General features: G+C 37.2%; 17 protein-coding genes. 8 read left to right on the top strand and 9 right to left on the bottom strand.

Annotated elements, in window-relative coordinates; translation table 11 throughout:
• From nusA to PZ892_RS11840, 4 genes are all read left to right on the top strand, one after another.
• Complete coding sequence (gene nusA, locus PZ892_RS11855; RefSeq protein WP_094255889.1) at nt 1-1,239, top strand: transcription termination factor NusA; 1,239 nt, start codon at nt 1-3, stop codon at nt 1,237-1,239.
• A gap of 102 nt (nt 1,240-1,341) precedes the next feature.
• Nucleotides 1,342-4,434: a translation initiation factor IF-2 gene (gene infB / locus PZ892_RS11850; protein ID WP_277711343.1), complete on the top strand. Its 3,093-nt coding sequence runs from the start codon at nt 1,342-1,344 to the stop codon at nt 4,432-4,434.
• 120 nt (nt 4,435-4,554) lie between these two features.
• Complete coding sequence (locus PZ892_RS11845) at nt 4,555-5,598, top strand: ferredoxin--NADP reductase (RefSeq protein ID WP_277711342.1); 1,044 nt, start codon at nt 4,555-4,557, stop codon at nt 5,596-5,598.
• Between the two features lie 9 nt (nt 5,599-5,607).
• Nucleotides 5,608-7,272, top strand: a complete 1,665-nt coding sequence (locus tag PZ892_RS11840; RefSeq protein WP_277711341.1) for a PNGase F N-terminal domain-containing protein — start codon at nt 5,608-5,610, stop codon at nt 7,270-7,272.
• 29 nt (nt 7,273-7,301) lie between these two features.
• On the opposite strand, the gene PZ892_RS11835 is transcribed toward PZ892_RS11840, so the two are convergent.
• From PZ892_RS11835 to PZ892_RS11815, 5 genes are all read right to left on the bottom strand, one after another.
• Nucleotides 7,302-8,174, bottom strand: coding sequence for a DUF72 domain-containing protein (locus PZ892_RS11835; protein ID WP_277711340.1), 873 nt, complete (start codon nt 8,172-8,174; stop codon nt 7,302-7,304).
• 93 nt (nt 8,175-8,267) lie between these two features.
• On the bottom strand, nt 8,268-9,227 hold the full coding sequence (locus PZ892_RS11830; RefSeq protein ID WP_094255884.1) for a glycoside hydrolase family 43 protein: 960 nt from the start codon (nt 9,225-9,227) through the stop codon (nt 8,268-8,270).
• Between the two features lie 157 nt (nt 9,228-9,384).
• Nucleotides 9,385-9,822, bottom strand: a complete 438-nt coding sequence (locus PZ892_RS11825) for a nuclear transport factor 2 family protein (protein WP_094255883.1) — start codon at nt 9,820-9,822, stop codon at nt 9,385-9,387.
• A gap of 553 nt (nt 9,823-10,375) precedes the next feature.
• The gene (gene ygiD / locus PZ892_RS11820; protein WP_094256260.1) at nt 10,376-11,260 is read right to left on the bottom strand and encodes a 4,5-DOPA dioxygenase extradiol; all 885 of its coding nucleotides are present in this window, start codon (nt 11,258-11,260) and stop codon (nt 10,376-10,378) included.
• 94 nt (nt 11,261-11,354) lie between these two features.
• The gene (locus PZ892_RS11815) at nt 11,355-12,185 is read right to left on the bottom strand and encodes an AraC family transcriptional regulator (RefSeq protein WP_277711339.1); all 831 of its coding nucleotides are present in this window, start codon (nt 12,183-12,185) and stop codon (nt 11,355-11,357) included.
• Nucleotides 12,186-12,511: 326 nt separating this feature from the next.
• On the opposite strand from PZ892_RS11815, the gene PZ892_RS11810 reads away from it, so the two are divergent.
• From PZ892_RS11810 to PZ892_RS11795, 4 genes are all read left to right on the top strand, one after another.
• Nucleotides 12,512-13,831 carry an ammonium transporter gene (locus tag PZ892_RS11810; RefSeq protein ID WP_277711338.1) on the top strand — a complete coding sequence of 440 codons (1,320 nt, stop codon included), beginning with the start codon at nt 12,512-12,514 and terminating at the stop codon, nt 13,829-13,831.
• A 122-nt stretch (nt 13,832-13,953) separates the two neighbouring features.
• Nucleotides 13,954-14,175, top strand: coding sequence for a hypothetical protein (locus PZ892_RS11805; RefSeq protein WP_094255880.1), 222 nt, complete (start codon nt 13,954-13,956; stop codon nt 14,173-14,175).
• Between the two features lie 128 nt (nt 14,176-14,303).
• Nucleotides 14,304-15,515 (top strand): carboxypeptidase-like regulatory domain-containing protein, encoded by a 1,212-nt coding sequence (locus tag PZ892_RS11800; protein ID WP_277711337.1) that lies wholly within the window; start codon nt 14,304-14,306, stop codon nt 15,513-15,515.
• Between the two features lie 81 nt (nt 15,516-15,596).
• Nucleotides 15,597-16,394: a sulfite exporter TauE/SafE family protein gene (locus PZ892_RS11795; protein WP_277711336.1), complete on the top strand. Its 798-nt coding sequence runs from the start codon at nt 15,597-15,599 to the stop codon at nt 16,392-16,394.
• A 1-nt stretch (nt 16,395) separates the two neighbouring features.
• On the opposite strand, the gene PZ892_RS11790 is transcribed toward PZ892_RS11795, so the two are convergent.
• The 4 genes from PZ892_RS11790 to PZ892_RS11775 form a co-directional block, all read right to left on the bottom strand.
• On the bottom strand, nt 16,396-18,033 hold the full coding sequence (locus tag PZ892_RS11790; protein ID WP_277711335.1) for a PepSY-associated TM helix domain-containing protein: 1,638 nt from the start codon (nt 18,031-18,033) through the stop codon (nt 16,396-16,398).
• Nucleotides 18,034-18,040: 7 nt separating this feature from the next.
• A complete protein-coding gene (locus tag PZ892_RS11785; protein ID WP_094255876.1) occupies nt 18,041-18,313 on the bottom strand; it encodes a hypothetical protein in 273 nt (90 codons plus the stop codon).
• Between the two features lie 13 nt (nt 18,314-18,326).
• On the bottom strand, nt 18,327-18,656 hold the full coding sequence (locus tag PZ892_RS11780; RefSeq protein WP_277711334.1) for a DUF3325 family protein: 330 nt from the start codon (nt 18,654-18,656) through the stop codon (nt 18,327-18,329).
• Between the two features lie 63 nt (nt 18,657-18,719).
• Nucleotides 18,720-19,421, bottom strand: a complete 702-nt coding sequence (locus tag PZ892_RS11775; RefSeq protein ID WP_277711333.1) for a hypothetical protein — start codon at nt 19,419-19,421, stop codon at nt 18,720-18,722.

Below are 19,421 nucleotides of genomic sequence, written 5' to 3'. Positions count from 1 at the left end.
ATGAGTACTAATATAAATTTGATAGACTCGTTTCAAGAGTTCAAGGACTTTAAGAACATTGACCGTCCTACAGTCATTACTGTTTTGGAGGAAGTGTTCCGTAGTATGATTCGTAAGCGTTTTGGAACAGATGAGAATGTTGACGTAATTGTCAACCCAGATAATGGTGACTTGGAAATCTGGCGTACGCGTGTGGTTATGGAAGACGGATTCTCTGAAGATGATGATTTAGAGATTGAGTTGGAAGAAGCCCATAAGTATGATTCAGACTTAGAGGTTGGTGATGATTATATCGAGCAGATTACTTTAGAGAGCTTCGGTAGACGTGCCATCTTAGCCGCTCGTCAGACTTTGGTTTCTAAGATTCTTGAACTTGAAAAAGATGAAGTATTCAAGAAATACAAAGACCGCGAAGGTGAGTTAGTAATTGGAGAGGTTTATCAGATTTGGAAAAAAGAGATCTTAGTTTTAGATGAAGATGGTAATGAATTGATTCTTCCTAAAAGTGAGCAAATCCCTGCTGATTATTTCAAAAAAGGAGACAGCATTCGTGCGGTTGTTGACAAGGTAGATATGATGAATAATAATCCTAAGATTATTATCTCTCGTACAGCACCTGAGTTTTTACAACGTTTGTTTGAACTAGAGGTTCCTGAGATTTTCGACGGATTGATTACTATTAAGAAAATTGTTCGTGAACCAGGAGAGCGTGCTAAAGTAGCTGTAGAATCATACGATGATCGTATTGATCCAGTAGGTGCTTGTGTGGGTATGAAAGGTTCTCGTATTCACGGTATTGTTCGTGAATTACGTAATGAGAATATTGACGTAATCAACTTTACGACAAACCATTCTCTATATATCACACGTGCATTAAGCCCGGCTAGAATCACTTCCATCAAAATTGATGAAGAAAATAAAACTGCTGCGGTTTATTTGAAACCTGATCAAGTTTCCTTGGCGATTGGTCGTGGAGGTCATAATATTAAATTGGCTGGTAAATTAACTGGTTATGAAATTGATGTTTACCGTGAAAGCGGAGAAGAAGAGGAGGATGTGGACATCGAAGAATTTGCAGATGAAATTGACGGATGGATTATCGACGAGTTTAAACGCGTTGGTTTAGATACAGCGAGATCTGTATTGGCACTGTCCGAAGAAGAACTTGTAAGACGTACAGATTTAGAGGAAGATACCATCCGCGAAATTGTACGTATTTTACAAGCAGAATTCGAATAATAAAAACTTCGAATTTCAGGGTTTAACAATTTATAATAAATTGTTAAATCCTTGTAAAAAAACATATTTTTGTAGTACGATATTATATTTAGAAGATAGTAGATGACAGAAGGTAAAAGTATAAACTTGCTTAAGGCGGCAAAAGAGCTCAACATTGGGATTGGCACAGCTGTAGAATATTTGGTTAAGAAAGGGTTTGATGTAGACTCTAAACCAAGTTCGAAGTTGAGCCCTGAGATGTATGGCGTTCTTTTGAAAGAATTTCAGGGTGATAAGATTGTTAAAGACGAGGCTAAACAAATAGTTATCGGCAAGATTCGCCGTGAAGAAGGTCCAGCCACAGGCACTGCTAGCTCTAACCCTGAATCTACTGATGAGAAGGAAAGCCCTACTGAGGTTAAAGAGATTTTGATAAAAAATGCTTCTACGGAGAATACTCCAGTAGTGGAAGAAACCAAAAAAGAAGAAACAGGTAATTCACCATTGAAGGTGGTTGGTAAGATTGATCTTGACAGCCTAAAACGTGGTAAACCTGCTCCAAAAGCAGAAGTCAAAGAAGAAAAACCTGTAGAACCTGAGAAAAAGGTAGAGCCTAAGAAAGAAGAAGCTCCAGTTGTGAAACAGGAAGTAGAGCCTAAAAAAGAAGAGGTAGCTAAAGTAGAGGAGAAGAAACCAGTGGATGAAAAACCGGTTCAAGCGGCTCCTGCTGAAAAAACCGAGGCTCCCGTTAAAACTGAAAAACCAGTGCAGCCTGAGAAGGCTCCACAGCCAGTAAAATCTGAAAAGACAGAAAAACAACCTGAAGAGGTGAAAAAAAATAAAGAAGTAGAAAAACCTGCCGCGAAGGTAGAACCAGTGGATGATGTCATCCGCGCTCGTTCGGAAACCTTAAGTGGACCAAAAGTAGTCGGTAAGATCCAGTTACCTGTTTCTAAGCCACACAAACCTGTTGCCTCCTCATCGAATAATGCTGGTGGAAATCAACATGACAACAAACGTAAGCGCAAGCGTACGAATAAACCGAATCCAACTCATGGCGGTGGTGCTCAAGGACAAGGTCATGGCCACGGTGGTCATGGTCATGGACAAAACCAAGGTCAAGGTCAGGGTCAAGGTCAAGGACAACAAGGTAATAGACAAGATGGTGGAAACCGTCCGCCTTATCAAGGTGGTGGTAACCGTCCGAACAACCGCCCGAATCATCCAAACAATGATCGTCACGGGAATAATAGAGGTCGTAACGACAGAAACAGAAAACCTGATACTCCAAAAGAAGAGCCTACAGAAAAGGAGATCCAAGATCAAATTAAGGCAACTCTTGCTCGCTTGAGCGGAGCTGGTAAATCTGGTAAGTTTGCTCAACGTGCTAAGTTACGCCGTCAAAAACGTGATGATATAGCAATGTCTGCCGAAGAAGCAGCAATGGAAGAAGCAGCAATGTCCAAAGTATTGCGCGTAACGGAATTTGTTACAGCAAATGAATTGGCCAACTTGATGGATGTTCCAGTAACGCAAGTAATTGGTACTTGTATGAGCTTAGGAATGTTCGTATCTATCAACCAAAGGTTAGATGCTGAAACATTAGCAATCGTTGCTGATGAATTCGGATTCCAAATTGAGTTTATCAAACCGGAGGATGAAGAAACAGCTGAACTGGAGGAAGTAGATGATCCAACACGTTTAGTGCCTAGAGCACCAATCGTGACGGTGATGGGACACGTTGACCACGGTAAGACTTCCTTGCTTGACTACATCCGTAAAGCAAATGTAACCAAAGGTGAAGCCGGAGGTATTACGCAGCACATCGGTGCTTATGCTGTACAGTTAGATGGTGGTAAAAAAATAACATTCTTAGATACTCCGGGTCACGAAGCCTTTACAGCGATGCGTGCTCGTGGTGCTCAAGTAACAGATATTGTAATTATCGTAATTGCTGCGGATGATGCCGTGATGCCTCAAACTAAAGAAGCAATCAATCACGCCATGGCTGCAGGGGTACCAATCGTATTTGCCTTTACGAAGGTGGATAAACCAGGTGCCAACGCTGATAAAATCCGTGAACAATTATCGATCATGAATATCCTAGTAGAGGATTGGGGTGGTAAATACCAAGCCCAAGAAATCTCTGCTAAAACTGGTGAGAATGTCGAACTATTGTTAGAAAAAGTATTATTAGAAGCTGAGTTATTAGAACTTAAAGCCGATCCTAAAAAACGTGCTGTAGGTTCCGTAATCGAAGCTGCATTAGATAAAGGTAGAGGTATTGTAACAACAGTACTAGTTCAAGGCGGTACGCTTCGTATTGGGGATCCAATTCTTGCGGGTTCTTATTCTGGTAAAGTTAAAGCCTTGACCAATGAACGCGGTGAACGTGTGAAAGAAGCTGGTCCTTCAATGCCTGTACAGATCTTAGGTATGTCAGGTGCTCCAACAGCAGGGGATAAACTTTATGTATTAGAAAGTGAATCTGAAGCTCGTCAGGTAGCGAACAAGAGACTGCAACTTCAACGTGAGCAAGGTATGCGTGCAACTAAACACATTACCTTGGATGAAATCGGAAGACGTCTTGCTATCGGTAACTTTAAAGAACTTAATATTATCGTTAAAGGGGATGTGGATGGTTCAATCGAAGCATTATCCGATTCATTGTTGAAACTTTCTACCGACGAGATCCAAGTGAATATCATTCACAAATCAGTGGGTGCTATCTCTGAGTCCGATGTATTATTAGCTTCTGCTTCTGATGCGATTATTATCGGTTTCCAAGTTCGTCCTACTCAGAATGCACGTAAGCTTGCTGAAAACGAACAAATCGATATCCGTCTATACTCTATTATCTACGATGCGATTGAAGAAATCAAATCTGCGATGGAAGGTATGTTGGCTCCTAAATTGGAAGAGAAAATTGTTGCTGAAGTGGAAATCCGCGAAGTATTCAAAATCTCTAAAGTTGGTTCAATTGCCGGATGTATGGTGTTGGATGGTAAAATTAACAGAAACAATGATATCCGAATCATTAGAGATGGCGTCGTAATCCATACCGGTAAGTTAGCTTCTTTGAAACGTTTCAAAGACGATGTGAAAGAAGTTTCTCAAGGTTATGAATGTGGTTTGAGTATTGAAAGATTTAATGATATCCAAGAAAAAGATATCGTTGAAGCATTCGAACAAGTAGAAGTAAAACGTAAGCTCTAATCAAAGCTTATTATTAGATATCGAAAGAGGTTTAGCATCGTGCTAAACCTCTTTTTTTATTGATACGATATCAACGATTTCTATTTGAAAATGCTAATGTAAGCTACTATCTTTAACCCTATGTATACATTTAGGATTTCAGAAATTATTCAACAACCAAATCATAATATTTCCATACGTTTTGAAGATGTCAGTGGGGATTTCCCATCCTATCAATCAGGTCAATTTTTAACCCTGGCTTTTGAGTTTTCTGAACGTGAAGTTCGCCGTTCCTATTCTTTTTCCAGTAGCCCCTATGTGGAGGAACCATACGAAATCACGGTAAAAAGAGTTGATAATGGTGAAATTTCCAGATTATTACATCATAAAACCAAAGTGGGAGATGAAATCCAAGTGATGGAACCTCAAGGTCTTTTTACCTATATTCCTTCTGAATCACATACAAATACCATATTTCTTTTTGGTGCCGGAGTAGGAGTTACCCCATTATTTTCAATCTTGAAAACCGCCTTGGTTGCCGAGAAAAAAAGTAAAGTCGTTCTCATTTATAGTAATAGTTCAAAGGAACAAACCATCTTTTATGATGAATTGTTGAAATGGCAAGAAGCTTATCCTGACCGCTTGCATATTGAATTTATTTGGTCAAACAGCAAGAATCTAATGACAGCCAGGCTGAATAGAGATTATATATTAAGCCTGCTTAAGACTCATTTAAATGAAGGTGATGAGTCGGTATTCTATACTTGTGGTCCATTATTTTATATGGATTTAGTGAGATTTACTTTATTGGGAATGGGATTTCCTGAAGAGAACATCAAAAGGGAAACCTTCCACTTTCCTGAAGAAGAAGAGGATGAAGATGAGAAGGAAGAGGAACCAGTAGATATGACCAGTTATGATATTGTCCTCAAATTTAATGGTCAGGAATATCCACTGACCATACCTTATGACAAGACCATTCTGGATGTTGGATTGGAGCATAAAATCAAATTACCATATTCCTGCAAATCAGGAATGTGTAGTACTTGTATTTCTCAGGTGGTAAAGGGTTCTGTTCGTATGGACTATAATGAGGTTTTGACGGATAGGGAGGTAGAGAATGGAAGGTGTTTGATCTGTACCTCGCATCCAACAGAAAATGGAACCAGTATCGAAGTGTATTAAAATTAATGTATGAAAAGAAATCTGCTGTTATTATTGATGGTCCTTGCAAGCAATATGCTTTTTGGTCAAGTTACTTATAAAATTACTTATCATTATTTTAGGGATGGGGCAATGATGAAACAGGATCCTGTTGTGGTCTTTGCTACAAAAGGGAAATCCTTTGTCACTAAGGAAAGCTTAGTTTCTGGAAACGCCAGATATCCTGCAGAGGTATCCAGCTACGATTACACCGGGAATAAAGTATATAGAATATCCTATTTATCTGCTGATAAGCAAATCAGCACTGTTGATAGCACAACACTGAAGAAATATACCTATGAAGAAGTGGATTCAGATGGAAAGAAGATTATTGGGTATAAAACCCAGAAAGCAGTAACCTCTGTCAACTCCAATAAAATAGAACTTTTATATTCCAAGGACGCTCAAATTCAAGCTGCTCCCAATGATTTAGGACAAAGTCTGGGTCTTGTTTTGGAATATAGACGCAATGGAAACTCTGGTTTGGTTGCTGCATCCATTGAAAAGCTGAAAGGCTGGCCAAAAGATCTTCCTGAAATCAATCCTTCACAATTACTCGATGAGTTAACTTATAGAGATGAACTTTGGAAGAGTAGGTTTATCTATCTGCCGGTTTTCCAAGATGAACAAATCTGTTTTCAACCCGGAATTAAGTCAGATAGCATTATGCGATTCGCTGAAGGAACCGTTATCCTTAAGAAGATCAAAGTTCCGGAGGTAGATGTCAATTCACAAGCATTCATTCAGCTGATTGAAAAATCGAATGGGGATGCCTACGATCGGACCGGATCGGTATTTCTGATAGCTGAGGATCAAAAGATCAGTTTCTTGGATGGGATGAAAAATGGAATGGCGACACTTCCTAGTTATGTGGATTCTTCGGGAACTTCATACCCTGGAATGATCCGAACTTCTGAATTTTCTCCAGTTTATGAGCTTATGCGCTTTTTTACTCCATTTGGAGTATCTCATTTCAATGATCGCCTGGCGCTAAAGGGAAAAACATGGCAAGATAGTGTAATCTATAGACAAGATATTTCGGAGTTTTTGCCTGTTCTTTCGGGTAAAGAGGTTTATTTAGGAACCTATATTGGTAATTATGATAAAGGTGGTCATAAGATAAGTTTAGAGATGAGTATCCATCCTGGAGGCTCTAACTATGCGGAGGGAATGAAAATTATGCCTTTATTCAATACGACCAATGTAATGGAAATGGGTGGTCAGACTTATCCGACCATGTTTAAAGATGAAAAAGGCTTAGAGTTGACTTTTGAATTGGCGCAGGATGTAAAAGATGCCAAACTTAGATATATTAGCACCGGTCATGGTGGTTGGGGAAATGGAGATGAATTTGTTCCAAAACCGAATAGGATCTTTTTGGATTCCAAGTTGCAAGCTCAATTTACGCCTTGGCGTTTGGATTGTGGTAGCTATAGATTATATAATCCAGTGAGTGGGAATTTCGAAAATGGTTTATCCTCCTCGGATTTAAGTCGCTCCAATTGGTGTCCAGGAACAGTTACTAATCCTGTGTTTATTGACTTAGGAGATTTAAAGGCAGGAAAGCATACGATCCGAGTTCAGATTCCTCAAGGCCCTAAAGAGGGTGAAAGTATCAGCTTCTGGAATGTTTCAGGGGCCTTATTATACAAATAGAGAAATAGAAAAAATAGAAAGACAGCTAGCTAGCTGTCTTTTTTTGCTTTTGGTAAATGGAGGTTGAAAGAAGCATTTATTTCTTCCACAAAATCAGTGGATAGGAAAGGGGTTTCAGCATCTATTTTTTGATGAATAAAAAAGTAAACTTCCTTTAAACCGGCTTCTCTCCATTCTTTAAGTTTCAGAACCCATTCCGCTAAGCGTTGTTTATCCAAAATCTCAGTGGATGAGACAAAGCGAATAAATGCAACTGGGCTGGTCAATCTAAAATGCAGCATATCCCTTCGTCCGGGCGTGTCAACAATAATATTAGTAATGTTGTTCTTTTTTAATACGCTTAAATATCGTTCCAACACCTCTTGGTCATTGAACCATTCCTCATGTCTAACTTCAAAAGCTAAAGGGTATCCTTTTGGAAATCGATCTAAAAATCCTTCCAACCTTTCAAAGGCTTTGGGTCGGAAATTTTCAGGCATTTGGATAAAGGGCATCCCTAATTTTTCTTCAAATAATACCGTGGAATCAATAAATGCAGCTACTTTTTCGTCGGTATTATTGAGGCGGGAATAATGACTGATACTATTGGTGAATTTGGGACAAAATCTAAAATTATCAACTGTTCTATCTTTCCAGATCAAGACCTGTTCCTTACTCGGTGATCTATAAAAAGTTCCATTGAATTCAACCGCGTTAAAGTTTTTGGAATACAGGTTTAATTCATCCTTGGTTCCTCGCGGATAAAAACCCTTTAAATCGGCCTTTGACCACTTTGGGTAACCAACATAAAAATGAAACTCCTTATCCTTTTTGTATTTCTCAAGTAACTGAATAGTTTCCTTTGGGGTTTGAGGTAATGAAAAATCTATATTGCTTGCGTCCTCTACTTTTCCAAACTTCATATAAATCTATTTTGAATAAGACAAGATACGATAAAAATAAGAATAGCCATTCCTGCATATCGGGAATGGCTATTCTACTTATAATAGGTAATCTTATTTTAAGACATGTTTTACTCCATCGAATGTCATTTGAACAGGGAGGATAAATCCATTTTTATCAAATTTCATTTCATCGATACAGGTTTCTCTTTCATTAGCTCCTTTTTTATCGAGTGGTCTACGGTGATAAACCATGTAATATTTATCCTTTTTAGGGATCTTGATTACGGAATGATGTCCTGCACCATAGGCAATCTTAGGGTCGGGTTGAAGAACGGTGCCAATCCTTTTGAATGGTCCTAAGGGACTATCAGCAATCGCGTAGGCCACCTTATAATCCGGCCCAGTCCAGCCACCTTCTGACCACATAAAATAATATTTATTATCCTTAATAAACATAAATGGGCCTTCAGTATAATTTTCAGGGGTTACTTCTTTATATATTGTTCCATCCTCAAAAGGAACTAAACTCTTAAAATCATCCGCTAATTTTACCACATTACAATGGCCCCAACCACCATAAAACATATAATGTTGGCCATCCTTGTCCCGGAATACAAATTGATCGATTGGTTGTGCGCCATTGACGATATCATTGATTAGTGGTTTCCCGAGTAAGTCTTTATAGGGACCCTCAGGCTTGTCAGCAACAGCAACCCCAATTCCGCCAATTTCTCCCTCGTGAACATCATTCGCGCCAAAGAAAAAGTAATACTTTCCATCCTTTTCAATCACACTAGGTGCCCACATCGCTTTATTGGCCCATTTAACTTCGCTATTGTCCAAAATTCGAGGATGTTTTTTCCAGTTTACCAAATCTTTGGAGGAAAAGGCATCAAACAAAATCTGCTCTTCGTAGGGTGCTGAATAGGTTGGGAATATCCAATATTCATTGTTGTAAATTATTCCTTCAGGATCGGCATACCATCCTTTGATTACTGGATTTTGTTGGGCTTGGCTCTGGCCAATCGTAAACAAACTCAAGAAAGAAAGAGTAAGTAAGGTATTTTTCATTTCAGTTACAGGTTTATGACTTGAAAATACACATTATTAAATGGAATACAAAGCTTTCCTAATTGGATTTAGCATGAATGATAATCCTTGTTGCATAAAAAAAGGTATAACTATCGTTACACCTTTTAACCAAATTTACTTATAAACAAAGACGGACTTATCTTTCAGGGTAGGTTACTGTGATATGGCTGATTTTCCAACCATCTTTACTGTTGCACAAAGTAACGTAGTCATATTTTTTAAAGGTTTCAAAAGTTGTAGTAACTTTTACAATACTACAATCATCATTTTTTTCCACGAATGAATATTCAGTTTCGGCATTCATTTTCGATCCTTTATTGCTTTTTAAATGTTTAACCAATTCAGATCTTCCGATAAGTTCGGTTTGACCGTTATTAGGGGTTGAATATTTAAAATCTTCGGTAAATAGGTAGTCAACTAAACTTACTTCACCGTTGTTCGAAGCATCGATGTACTGATCGATAATAGATTCGACTTTAATAAATTTTACAGGTTCTGGTTTACTGTTAGCAAATACAAATGAACTTACAAGTGTAAATACTGTTGTTGCGATTAGAGAGATTAGCGTTTTCATGATTTTAAATTTTTTGTGTTATTGATTATGTAATTGTTTGATTCAAAGGTATATCGAAAACCAAAGCGCGTACAGTGGGAATAGGCAAGTCCTTTTGAAAACTCGGTGAAGCTTGAAAAATAATCGGTGAAAAAAACAAAGAATTCTTGGCTTCGGTGAATAATCAGGTGAGCAGGGTATTAAACGACTTTTATTCTGAATTCTATGGTAAAAAGAGATTCAATCTGGAAATTGAGCTAAATATTATCCTTCTTTTATAATACTTCAGGAATAATTAAATGTTATATCGGATTTTCTAGGGACAAGGCTCAGATCTTCGCCGGACCTTGTTCGGAATTTTTCGGCTGATGTCCGAAGGAGGTCCGAAGAAGGTCCGGCGAAGTTGCGGTAAAACATGGGTCTTTATTAAAATAATTTTCGAGTTAATGTGCTAATTGATATTAGAAACAGGATTAGGTTCAATTTTTGAAATCGGGGAAATAAAAAGGAGTACGGAAAAAAAAGGAGGTTATCATTGCTGATAACCTCCAAATAATTCAAATAATTTATTTCATTAACCTATTTTAAATGAAGTCATGGTCAGGGCACCTGCCACTGCTGCATCATTAAAAATAAATAGGTCTTCGTTTTTGTCCTGTAAGGCTAAGGCGTATATCATTGGTAGATAATGTTCAGGAGTTGGGATTGCCATTTGAAAGGCAGAGCCTTGTTTGTCAAAATCAATCAGAGGTTGATGATTACCTTGGATGATATATTCTTTCATTTTTTCATTAGCTTCCTGAGCCCAATCAAATGCGAACCCAACGGTATTGAGGTGTTTCCAGGAAACCATTCTCAGGTTGTGGACATTATTACCTGAACCAACAATCAAAACTCCTTTTTTGCGTAATGCTGCTAATTCCTTTGCCAAAGCATAGTGATGACTTGCCGGCATGCTGTAGTCAATGCTCATTTGAATTACAGGTACGTCAGCATTCGGGTATAAATGTTTTACTACGGACCAAGAACCATGATCCAATCCCCATTTATCATCCAGATGAACTTCCTTGCTGCTTACGATTTCCTTCACTGCCTCTGCTAATTCAGGTGAACCAGGTGCTGGATATTGAACATCAAATAAAGCTTGCGGGAATCCGCCGAAATCGTGAATGGTACTTGGATGTTCCATGGCGGTTACAAAAGTTCCTTTTGTTTCCCAGTGAGCCGAGATCACCAATATTGCGGTCGGTTTTTCTATTTCTTTACTAATATTTTTGAAACCTTGAACAAATTCATTGTCTTCGATGGCATTCATTGGACTACCATGTCCAAGGAAAAGAACAGGCATTTTATTGCTGTTGTTTAATCCATCAACGAATTTATTGAGTGCTTTCAGTTTGACAGCTGCTCCTGCAAGTGGTAAAGTTGCTGCGGCAGCCAGAAATTGTTTACGTGTCATATCTTCCATTATAAATTCCTTTCCAATTTATATTACAAATATCGGTACTCTATGGAGGGTAGAGGTATGAGAATTTGGAAGAATGGTATAAGTTTTAGGAGATTAACTTTTTCATTTCCTCGCGAAATTCAGTAGGGGTCTGTCCAGATTTCTTTTTAAATACACTCGTGAAGTAAGCTTTATCACTATAACCTAATTCAAATCCAATTTCAGAAATAGTTTTATTGCTACTGATAAGTAGGTTTTTAGCTTCAATCAGTTTTCTGGTTTCAATAATTTCGGATACGGATTGCTGGAGGATGCTTTGGGTAATGGTATTCAGGTTTCTTGCACTCATAAAAAGTTTCTCAGCATAATAATTTACACCTTCAGGACGTCTAAAATTCTCTTCTAGTATGGTTAAGAAGTTTTTGAAGGTGATATCTTGATTTTTATAGAGATTATGTTGGTCGGGATCCTGTTTTTTTCGTTCGGTTTCAATCATACTAAAAAGAACGGTCAACAATTCCCGTACAATGGAGAGTTCCGGTTTCTCCTGTTCCATTTCATCATTTATCATTTGACAAATCTGGTTCAAGCGTTCAAAGCAACGGCCTTCAGGAAAGGCAAGGTTGGCATTATCATGGAAATAACCATATAGATTGAAGGTAGTCTCGGGAATAAATTCACTTTTAAATCGCAGCACCCAAAAATCACATTCCCCATTATTTAACATGGGAACGACGCGGTGAATTTTGCCACGACTTACAAAGCAAACAAATGGTGCATGGTAAGTCTCGCTCTTAAAATCTATAAAATGCTCAATTTTGCCCTTTATTCCAATGATGAGTTCTTCAAATTGATGATAATGGGGTTCATTGCTATGATTTTGAATATAAAGGGCATCTTTATTATCAACCTTATAAATTTTGAACAAATCTTCCATAGTTAAACTGAATATTATATAAATATCCCATTTTTTCTTCAAATCCTTTGAATGCTTAAGAGTTTTGCACTAGATTTTTGCTGTTTAGCGTAGGATTTTCACTAATTAGTAGATAATTATCAGTTGATTTATGTTTTAATCTTCAATATTGTGTTTTTATTGTCTATAAAAATGATATTTTCGATTTATTTTTTGATTTTCTGTTACAAATATTTGTTTTTTTAGTATAAAACTCAATAAAAATTGGTTTTTATTCAATATTATTTGATTTTTATTTTGATAAATGCAATATAAATGTATTTTTGTTGAATAAAATTTAAAAGAATATGGTTTTATCTGGTAAAAAGTCTTATGTACCTCTGATTTTTATGGGGTTTTTGGTTGTTATTTCATTTGTTTTTTCAAAAACGCCTAAAATTCATTCAAATTCGGCTTATAATTTTGCGGATATTGCGTGGATGTTGACTTCCACGGCTTTGGTTTTGATTATGACACCGGGTTTAGCCTATTTTTATGGCGGAATGGTAAAGAAGAAGAATGTTATTTCAACGATGTTGCAAAGTTTTATATGTATGGCCGTCGTTGCTGTGCTTTGGGTAGTTTTTGGATTTAGTTTGGTATTTGGAGAGTCCATAGGCGGAATCATTGGGAATCCATACAGCTATTTCATGTTTAATAATGTCTTGGAAAGGGAGCCATGGGAGGCGGCACCAACCATTCCATTTGCCTTATTTGCTATTTACCAGTTAAAATTTGCTATTATCACACCGGCATTGATTACTGGAGCATTTGCCGAAAGAATAAGATTTACCTCTTATGTTTTATTTATCTGCCTGTTTTTTATTTTCATTTATGCACCATTGGCTCATGCGACCTGGCATCCGGATGGATTTTTATTTAAAATGGGTGTATTGGATTTTGCCGGAGGCACTGTGGTGCATATGTCGGCTGGATTAACAGCATTGGCTTCGGCCATATACTTAAGAAAAGGAAAAGATATGCATAGTCATACTCCGGCTCGAATTACCTATGTGTTATTAGGAACTGGTTTACTATGGTTTGGTTGGATAGGTTTCAATGCTGGATCTGCTTTTTCAGCTTCTGAATTAGCGGCGACAGCATTGATTACCACTTCAACGGCATCTGCTGCAGCAGCATTAACCTATATTTTCTTCGACGCGGCGAAGGGGATAAAACCTACTGCAATGGGGGTATGTATAGGAGCGGTTGTGGGATTAGTAGCAATTACACCGGCGGCAGGCTTTGTTACTTTTGGGCATTCACTCGTGATTGGAGCCGTGGCCGCAGTAATAAGTCGCCTAGTGATTGCATGGAGAACTCGATCTAGAATTGATGATACCCTAGATGTTTTTCCTAGCCATGGTGTAGGGGGAATGGTAGGAATGGTTTTGACGGGTGTATTTGCTAGTAAATCAATCAACGCCGCAATCCCAGATAATGGATTGTTTTATGGAGAATCGAATTTATTTATAGCTCATATTCTAGGGCTGATTGTCTCCTCCGTGTTTATTATTATTATGGCTTTTGTGCTGCTTAAAATAACAGATTTAATTTCAAGATTGCGGGTTTCAGATGCAGAGGAAGAAGTGGGTTTGGATATCTCCCAACATGGCGAAAGACTATGACCTTTATTAACTAAAATTACCTAAATTATACCTGATGTTCCTAGGAATGTCAGGTTTTTTTATGGTTATTGAAACATTTTTAATTTAAAATGGTTTATTAGTTAAATCAACATGACAAGCATATGCACAAAATTAAATTTATATTATTAGGAGCTTTTGCCATGGGATTAATAACTGTAACGAGTTGTAATAACAGCGAAAAATCTGAAAATGAAACCGAAGTTCTTCCAGATCCTGCACAAGGAGGAGATGCAGAACGCTACAATATTAATGCACCGGATGAAGAAGTCATTAATTTGGATTCAACAGAGGTGGATACAACCGTTAAAGACACTGCCCAATAATCACATTCTTTTATATTTTTGTTAGTCAAAAGCCTGATTTTTCACAATTTCGGGCTTTTTTAGTACGCTGGATTTCTCTAGCTGTTTAAGTTTATTGAATTTTAGTATATTTACGAAAATATCGTAACATGAATCGATTATTACTTTTTCTTCTATTTTTCATAGTTCATTCCATAGGCTATTCCCAGCAATTAATAAAAGGCAAGGTCATAGATGCAGAATCAAGGTCTGTCATAGCTGGGGCATCCATTTATATCAATAATTCTTCTCTAGGGACTAGCAGTAATAAAGAGGGTGCTTTTTCCTTGAATACAAGTAATAAAATTTTTGAGTTAGTCATAACTTATATGGGTTATGATAAGCAAATTATCCAAGTACAGTTACCCCTGGAAAAGGAATTGCTTATTCAATTAAAACAAAAGTCAACTGCTATAGAAGAAGTGGTGGTTCGAAATTATTTAAAGGATGGATGGAAAGAATGGGGTAATTTTTTTATTGAGAATTTAATTGGTATTGGAGATTTTGCAGATGAATGTGAGATTCTAAACCCCGAAGTTGTAAAATTTCATTTTAATAAGAAAGAAAATGTATTGGTTGCTGTTTGTACGGAACCCATAATCATTAGAAACAAAGCTTTAGGCTATGAGTTAACTTATGATCTTGCCAATTTCAATATGAATTTCTCCACGAAGATGTTCTTTTTTGAGGGATATGCCTTTTTTAAGGATCTTGGAAAAGGGCGTTCAAAGTATAGGAAGAATCGTGAGGATGCATATATGCTATCCATGAATCGATTTGTGTCAAGTACCTACCATAAATCCTGGGCAAAAGATGGCTACATTGTTCGAAAGTTAGTTAAAAAGGAGAATGAGGTTCGGGTAAATGCCAGAAAGAAATATGCTGAAATTAAAAAAACGGTTGATCGGGATTTCAATGGAAATTGGAAATTATTTTATGCTTCCCAGAAGGAGTTTTCTGAGGATCAGGTAAATACACTGAATAAGCAGATGATTCAGCATGAGAAAATCAGTTATCTGATGGGAGTGATGCAGCCTGAAGAAATCATTGTAAATGAGGATAAGGAGCGGATGTTAAAGGAAATTTTATACCAAGATTATTTATATATAATTTTCCCATCGTCATTTGAAAAATCGAATCGAAAATTATTGAAGAAGGCAGCGAGTCAAGTATCAGAATTGTTTTTAGCGGAACCAGAGGGAGTAATAATTGAATCGCAGGGTTCCTATTTCCCGACTTCAAATTGGATTTTGAGTGGTTATGCGGTTGGCTATTCCAAGTTAGCCTATTTATTGCCTTTGGACTATCAAGTTTCGGAGTAAAAAATACGCTGATGTAATTAATTTCTTTTACATTTATGTAAATGAAAATACAGCGCACTAATTACTCAATTTCAAATTAGCATGATTATCCTAGGTTGTATCTTAGCAATATTAGTTGGCATTACCTTGGGTTTGATTGGGAGTGGTGGAACTATTCTGACTGTTCCAATCTTAGTTTATATCATGTCGGTTGAACCGGCTTTATCGACAACTTATTCACTTTTCGCTATCGGAATTACTTCCTTTATCGGCGCTATCCGCGGTGTGATAAAGAAAGAAGCGGATTTGCCGAAAGTTATCAGTTTTGGATTGCCATCCCTGATCGTAGTGTTTGTTACGAGGTCCTATATTCTACCTTTAGTACCTGACCTGATCCATATTGGAAGTTTTACATTTCATCAAAATGTGCTTTTGATGATCTTATTTTCCTTTGTCATGGTGGCTTCTTCATTAAGTATGATTCGCTCGGTGAAGAACAATCCAGAGGTGCCAGCTTCCAATGTGAAAACTCCCATAGAAGTTATTATCCTTCAAGGGGCTATGGTTGGATTGGTAACGGGACTTGTCGGTGCAGGAGGAGGTTTTTTAATTATTCCAGCCTTGGTGAATTTCTATCATTTACCGATGAAACGTGCAGTCGCTACTTCATTAATCATCATTAGTATCAATTCCTTTTTTGGAGTGATGGGAGATCTTGAAAAGTTTGAACTATTCGATTGGAATTTATTGCTTGGTTATACTGGCGGAACAGTTCTTGGTATTTTTATTGGTTTCTATCTTTCAGATCGGATCAGTAACAAATCCCTTAAAAAGGGATTTGGGTATATGATCCTTGCTGTTGGATTGTATATCTTATTGAAAGAAACTTTGCTTCGCTAGATTATTGAGCAGTTTTCAGCTTCATAAATTGATTCTGAACTTTTCGAAAGATTATGATGCCAATAATTCCCAAACATAGCCAAAGAAAATCAATACTAAATAAATCAATATTGCCTTCCATAAAATTGTTCCAGATCCACTTTCCACTTAATACACCGTTAAAGACAGGAATGGTGAGAGCAATCATGCTTCCCAAGAGCAAGGTTTCCTTATTGGTTCTTTGCAAACTCTGGCGGATGATGTAGTACGTACTGAAGATCAACCAAGTAATAAAGTAAACTTTATATAGGAACTCTTCATTGGCTTGCGGGTTAAATTTTACAGCAATAAAAGCTATTGCCGTTGTAGGAAACATTGTAAGGCATATTGCCAGGTAAACATTGGCTAGCCAAAAATTGAATTTTCTTTTATGCTTAGGGATGTTGTTTTTATCTCTTGCCACTAACCAGATCATTATTCCGGAGCTAATAACCAAGCAACCCATAATTCCCAAGATAAAGGATAAGAATTTTAGCGGGTATCCTGCGTAATCTGCAAAATGTAGACGATATAGAAGGCTTTTTACATGATCGACAAAGCTGGAGTTTGCCATGGGATCCTTTTCTTCGATAAGCTTGTTGTCTCGTACCTGTACATTGTAAATGCCATAGCCTGCAAAATGCTTGGCGTATGTTGGGCTAACTTCAGCTACAACATGCATGTTTTGGTCCGCATAATTTTTGACATTGATCCTGAAGATTCTGCTATTGGGCCATTTATTCTGGACGTCTTTAATAATCTGATTTATGGAAGGAGGATTGGGAAGTTTCTTATTGGAATAGGGGAGATCAACAGAGTGATTGAAGGCAAGCTCCGTATACATAGCTTTAGAATCTCCTTTATAAATAAGTTTTTCGAATGGAATAGCCAATACTGAATTTAAGATTAGGAAAATTCCGGTAATAGCATAAAGTAATTGAAAAGGATAAGCCACGACACCCAAAGCTGTATGCATATCGGTCCAGACTGTTTTCCATTTAGAGAATGGTCGGTAAGTGAAAAAGTTGGAAACCAGTTTATCCCAATGAAGGAGAAGGCCAGTAATCAAGGCAAAAAGAAATAGGAAGGATGTAAATCCAGCGATTACATAGCCAAAAGGACCAATTCCTAAATTGATTGGTACTTCGTTTAATTGGGCGAGGAAATGTAGTCTGTAAAGGAACTCAGCTAGATCGTAATTTTCGGAATAACTGCCAGATTTTTTATTGATGAAATTGAATCCAAAGAATTTTCCATCATTTGTTTTCCAATCCGCTTTATCAGGAATTCCTTCATTGATTTTATCCAAGTTTATTTTATTTTGGATGCTATCTTTCGATGCAGAATAGCCCATGTAAGCTCGAGCATTCTGATGATAAAAGGTGAATGTTAGGTCTCTACCTAATAAATTGATTGAATTATCCAGTGAATCTATCAAGTAATCACAATTGATATCTTCTGTTTTTTGTTTAGAAAATGATTCACCTTGTTGCCAGGCAGCGATTTCATTTCTAAAAAAAGAAAAAGAACCGGCAAAAAAAATTACATAGAGGAATGCACAAATAATGATGCCACTGATGGTATGCGTACTGAAATAGATATTGTAATTTCTGATATTCATGGTAGAATTAATATAGGGTAGGTAGAAACAACAGCAATGCGAGGCAGAGGTATATTCCCCAGACCATCCATCCATTTTTTGCTAAAAAGGCTAATAACAAGAGGGTAGCCCACAAGAGGTAACCTGTGAACCCAGATAAAATGGTTACATCTTTTCTTTCAAAAAATAAGGTCAAAAAGGAGTGAAATGCTAACATGACTATATAGCCTCCAAAAAAACCAGAACTGATTTTCAAGAATCTTTGCAGGGGAGAACTTAAATATTTTTTGTTGGCAGGCATGGTTGATAGGTTTTTAAATAAGGATTTCCATAGTGAATGAAATGCAGAACAGAATCAAAACATGCTTCCAATCCAATATTCTATACGGTATTAAAAGATTGACTATACTCAAAGCTGCCATCAGATAGACCATGAATGCCAAAGCGCCAGCCTCATAACCTTGTTTCATAATTGTTAAAACCGCTGAGATTATCATAAGAAGCAATCCAGATACTTTTAACGTAGGTGAGGAAAGCTGTTTTAAGAATGATTTTTCAATTTGATGATAACATTTCATCTTTTTGCTGCTGCAATACATCAAATAAGTTCCGGCAAAAAGCAATAAGACAATTAAGCTATACATGATGATTTGTTTTAATGTAGAAAGTCAAGTATAGTAGGAGAGCCTACTATACTTGACAAATTATTATTTTACGAATAGGGTCAGGGTAGTTCCTTTCCAGATTTTTTCAATGTTCTGGCCTTCCCATAATTCTTTCTTGTCCTCAGTCTTTGAGGCTTCAAAAATGTATTTTCCGGAGGCTACTGGTTTGAAATTTATCTTTCCATGTGCATCGGATTTAAGAGTTTTTGTCCAGCCATTAGGTGCCATAATTATTACTTCCTGATCTTTTTCGATTTGGTCTTGGTTCAAGAGTTGAACCTGAATCATTGAGCCTGATTTTGGGTTCATTTCATCCGTTTGTAGATGGAATGGATGAGTACCGTTTTTTAGGGCAGTATTTCCAACTTGAACATTCGCGAATGCTGAGAATTCAAACCGCATTGTCTCATAAGCTTCTTTTGCAGGGATAACTGCAGAAAGGGTGTAGGTTCCATTTTCTGTCGGGATGAAAGAGGCTTCGAAATGATCTGCGTTTTCAGATTTTTCCAATTTTTGTTTTTGACCTTGAGGACCAATTAAAAAAAGCTCAAAGTCCTTGACGTTTGAGTACCAGTTTTTTACAGAATCTACAGTCTGTTCTGCGTATTCACCATAGAATATTTTTACGCTGTGTTTTTGATTTAACTTTCCAATTGCTTGAGTTTCTAACCAAAGAGCATGCGCTTGTGCTAAAGAAAGCGTGCAAATGCTGATAATAATTGTGAATAATGATTTTAATTTCAT

Origin of the sequence: Sphingobacterium sp. WM, assembly GCF_029542465.1 — a bacterium.
Taxonomy (GTDB): domain Bacteria; phylum Bacteroidota; class Bacteroidia; order Sphingobacteriales; family Sphingobacteriaceae; genus Sphingobacterium; species Sphingobacterium cellulitidis.
This window is presented reverse-complemented; position numbering and strand designations above follow the sequence as displayed.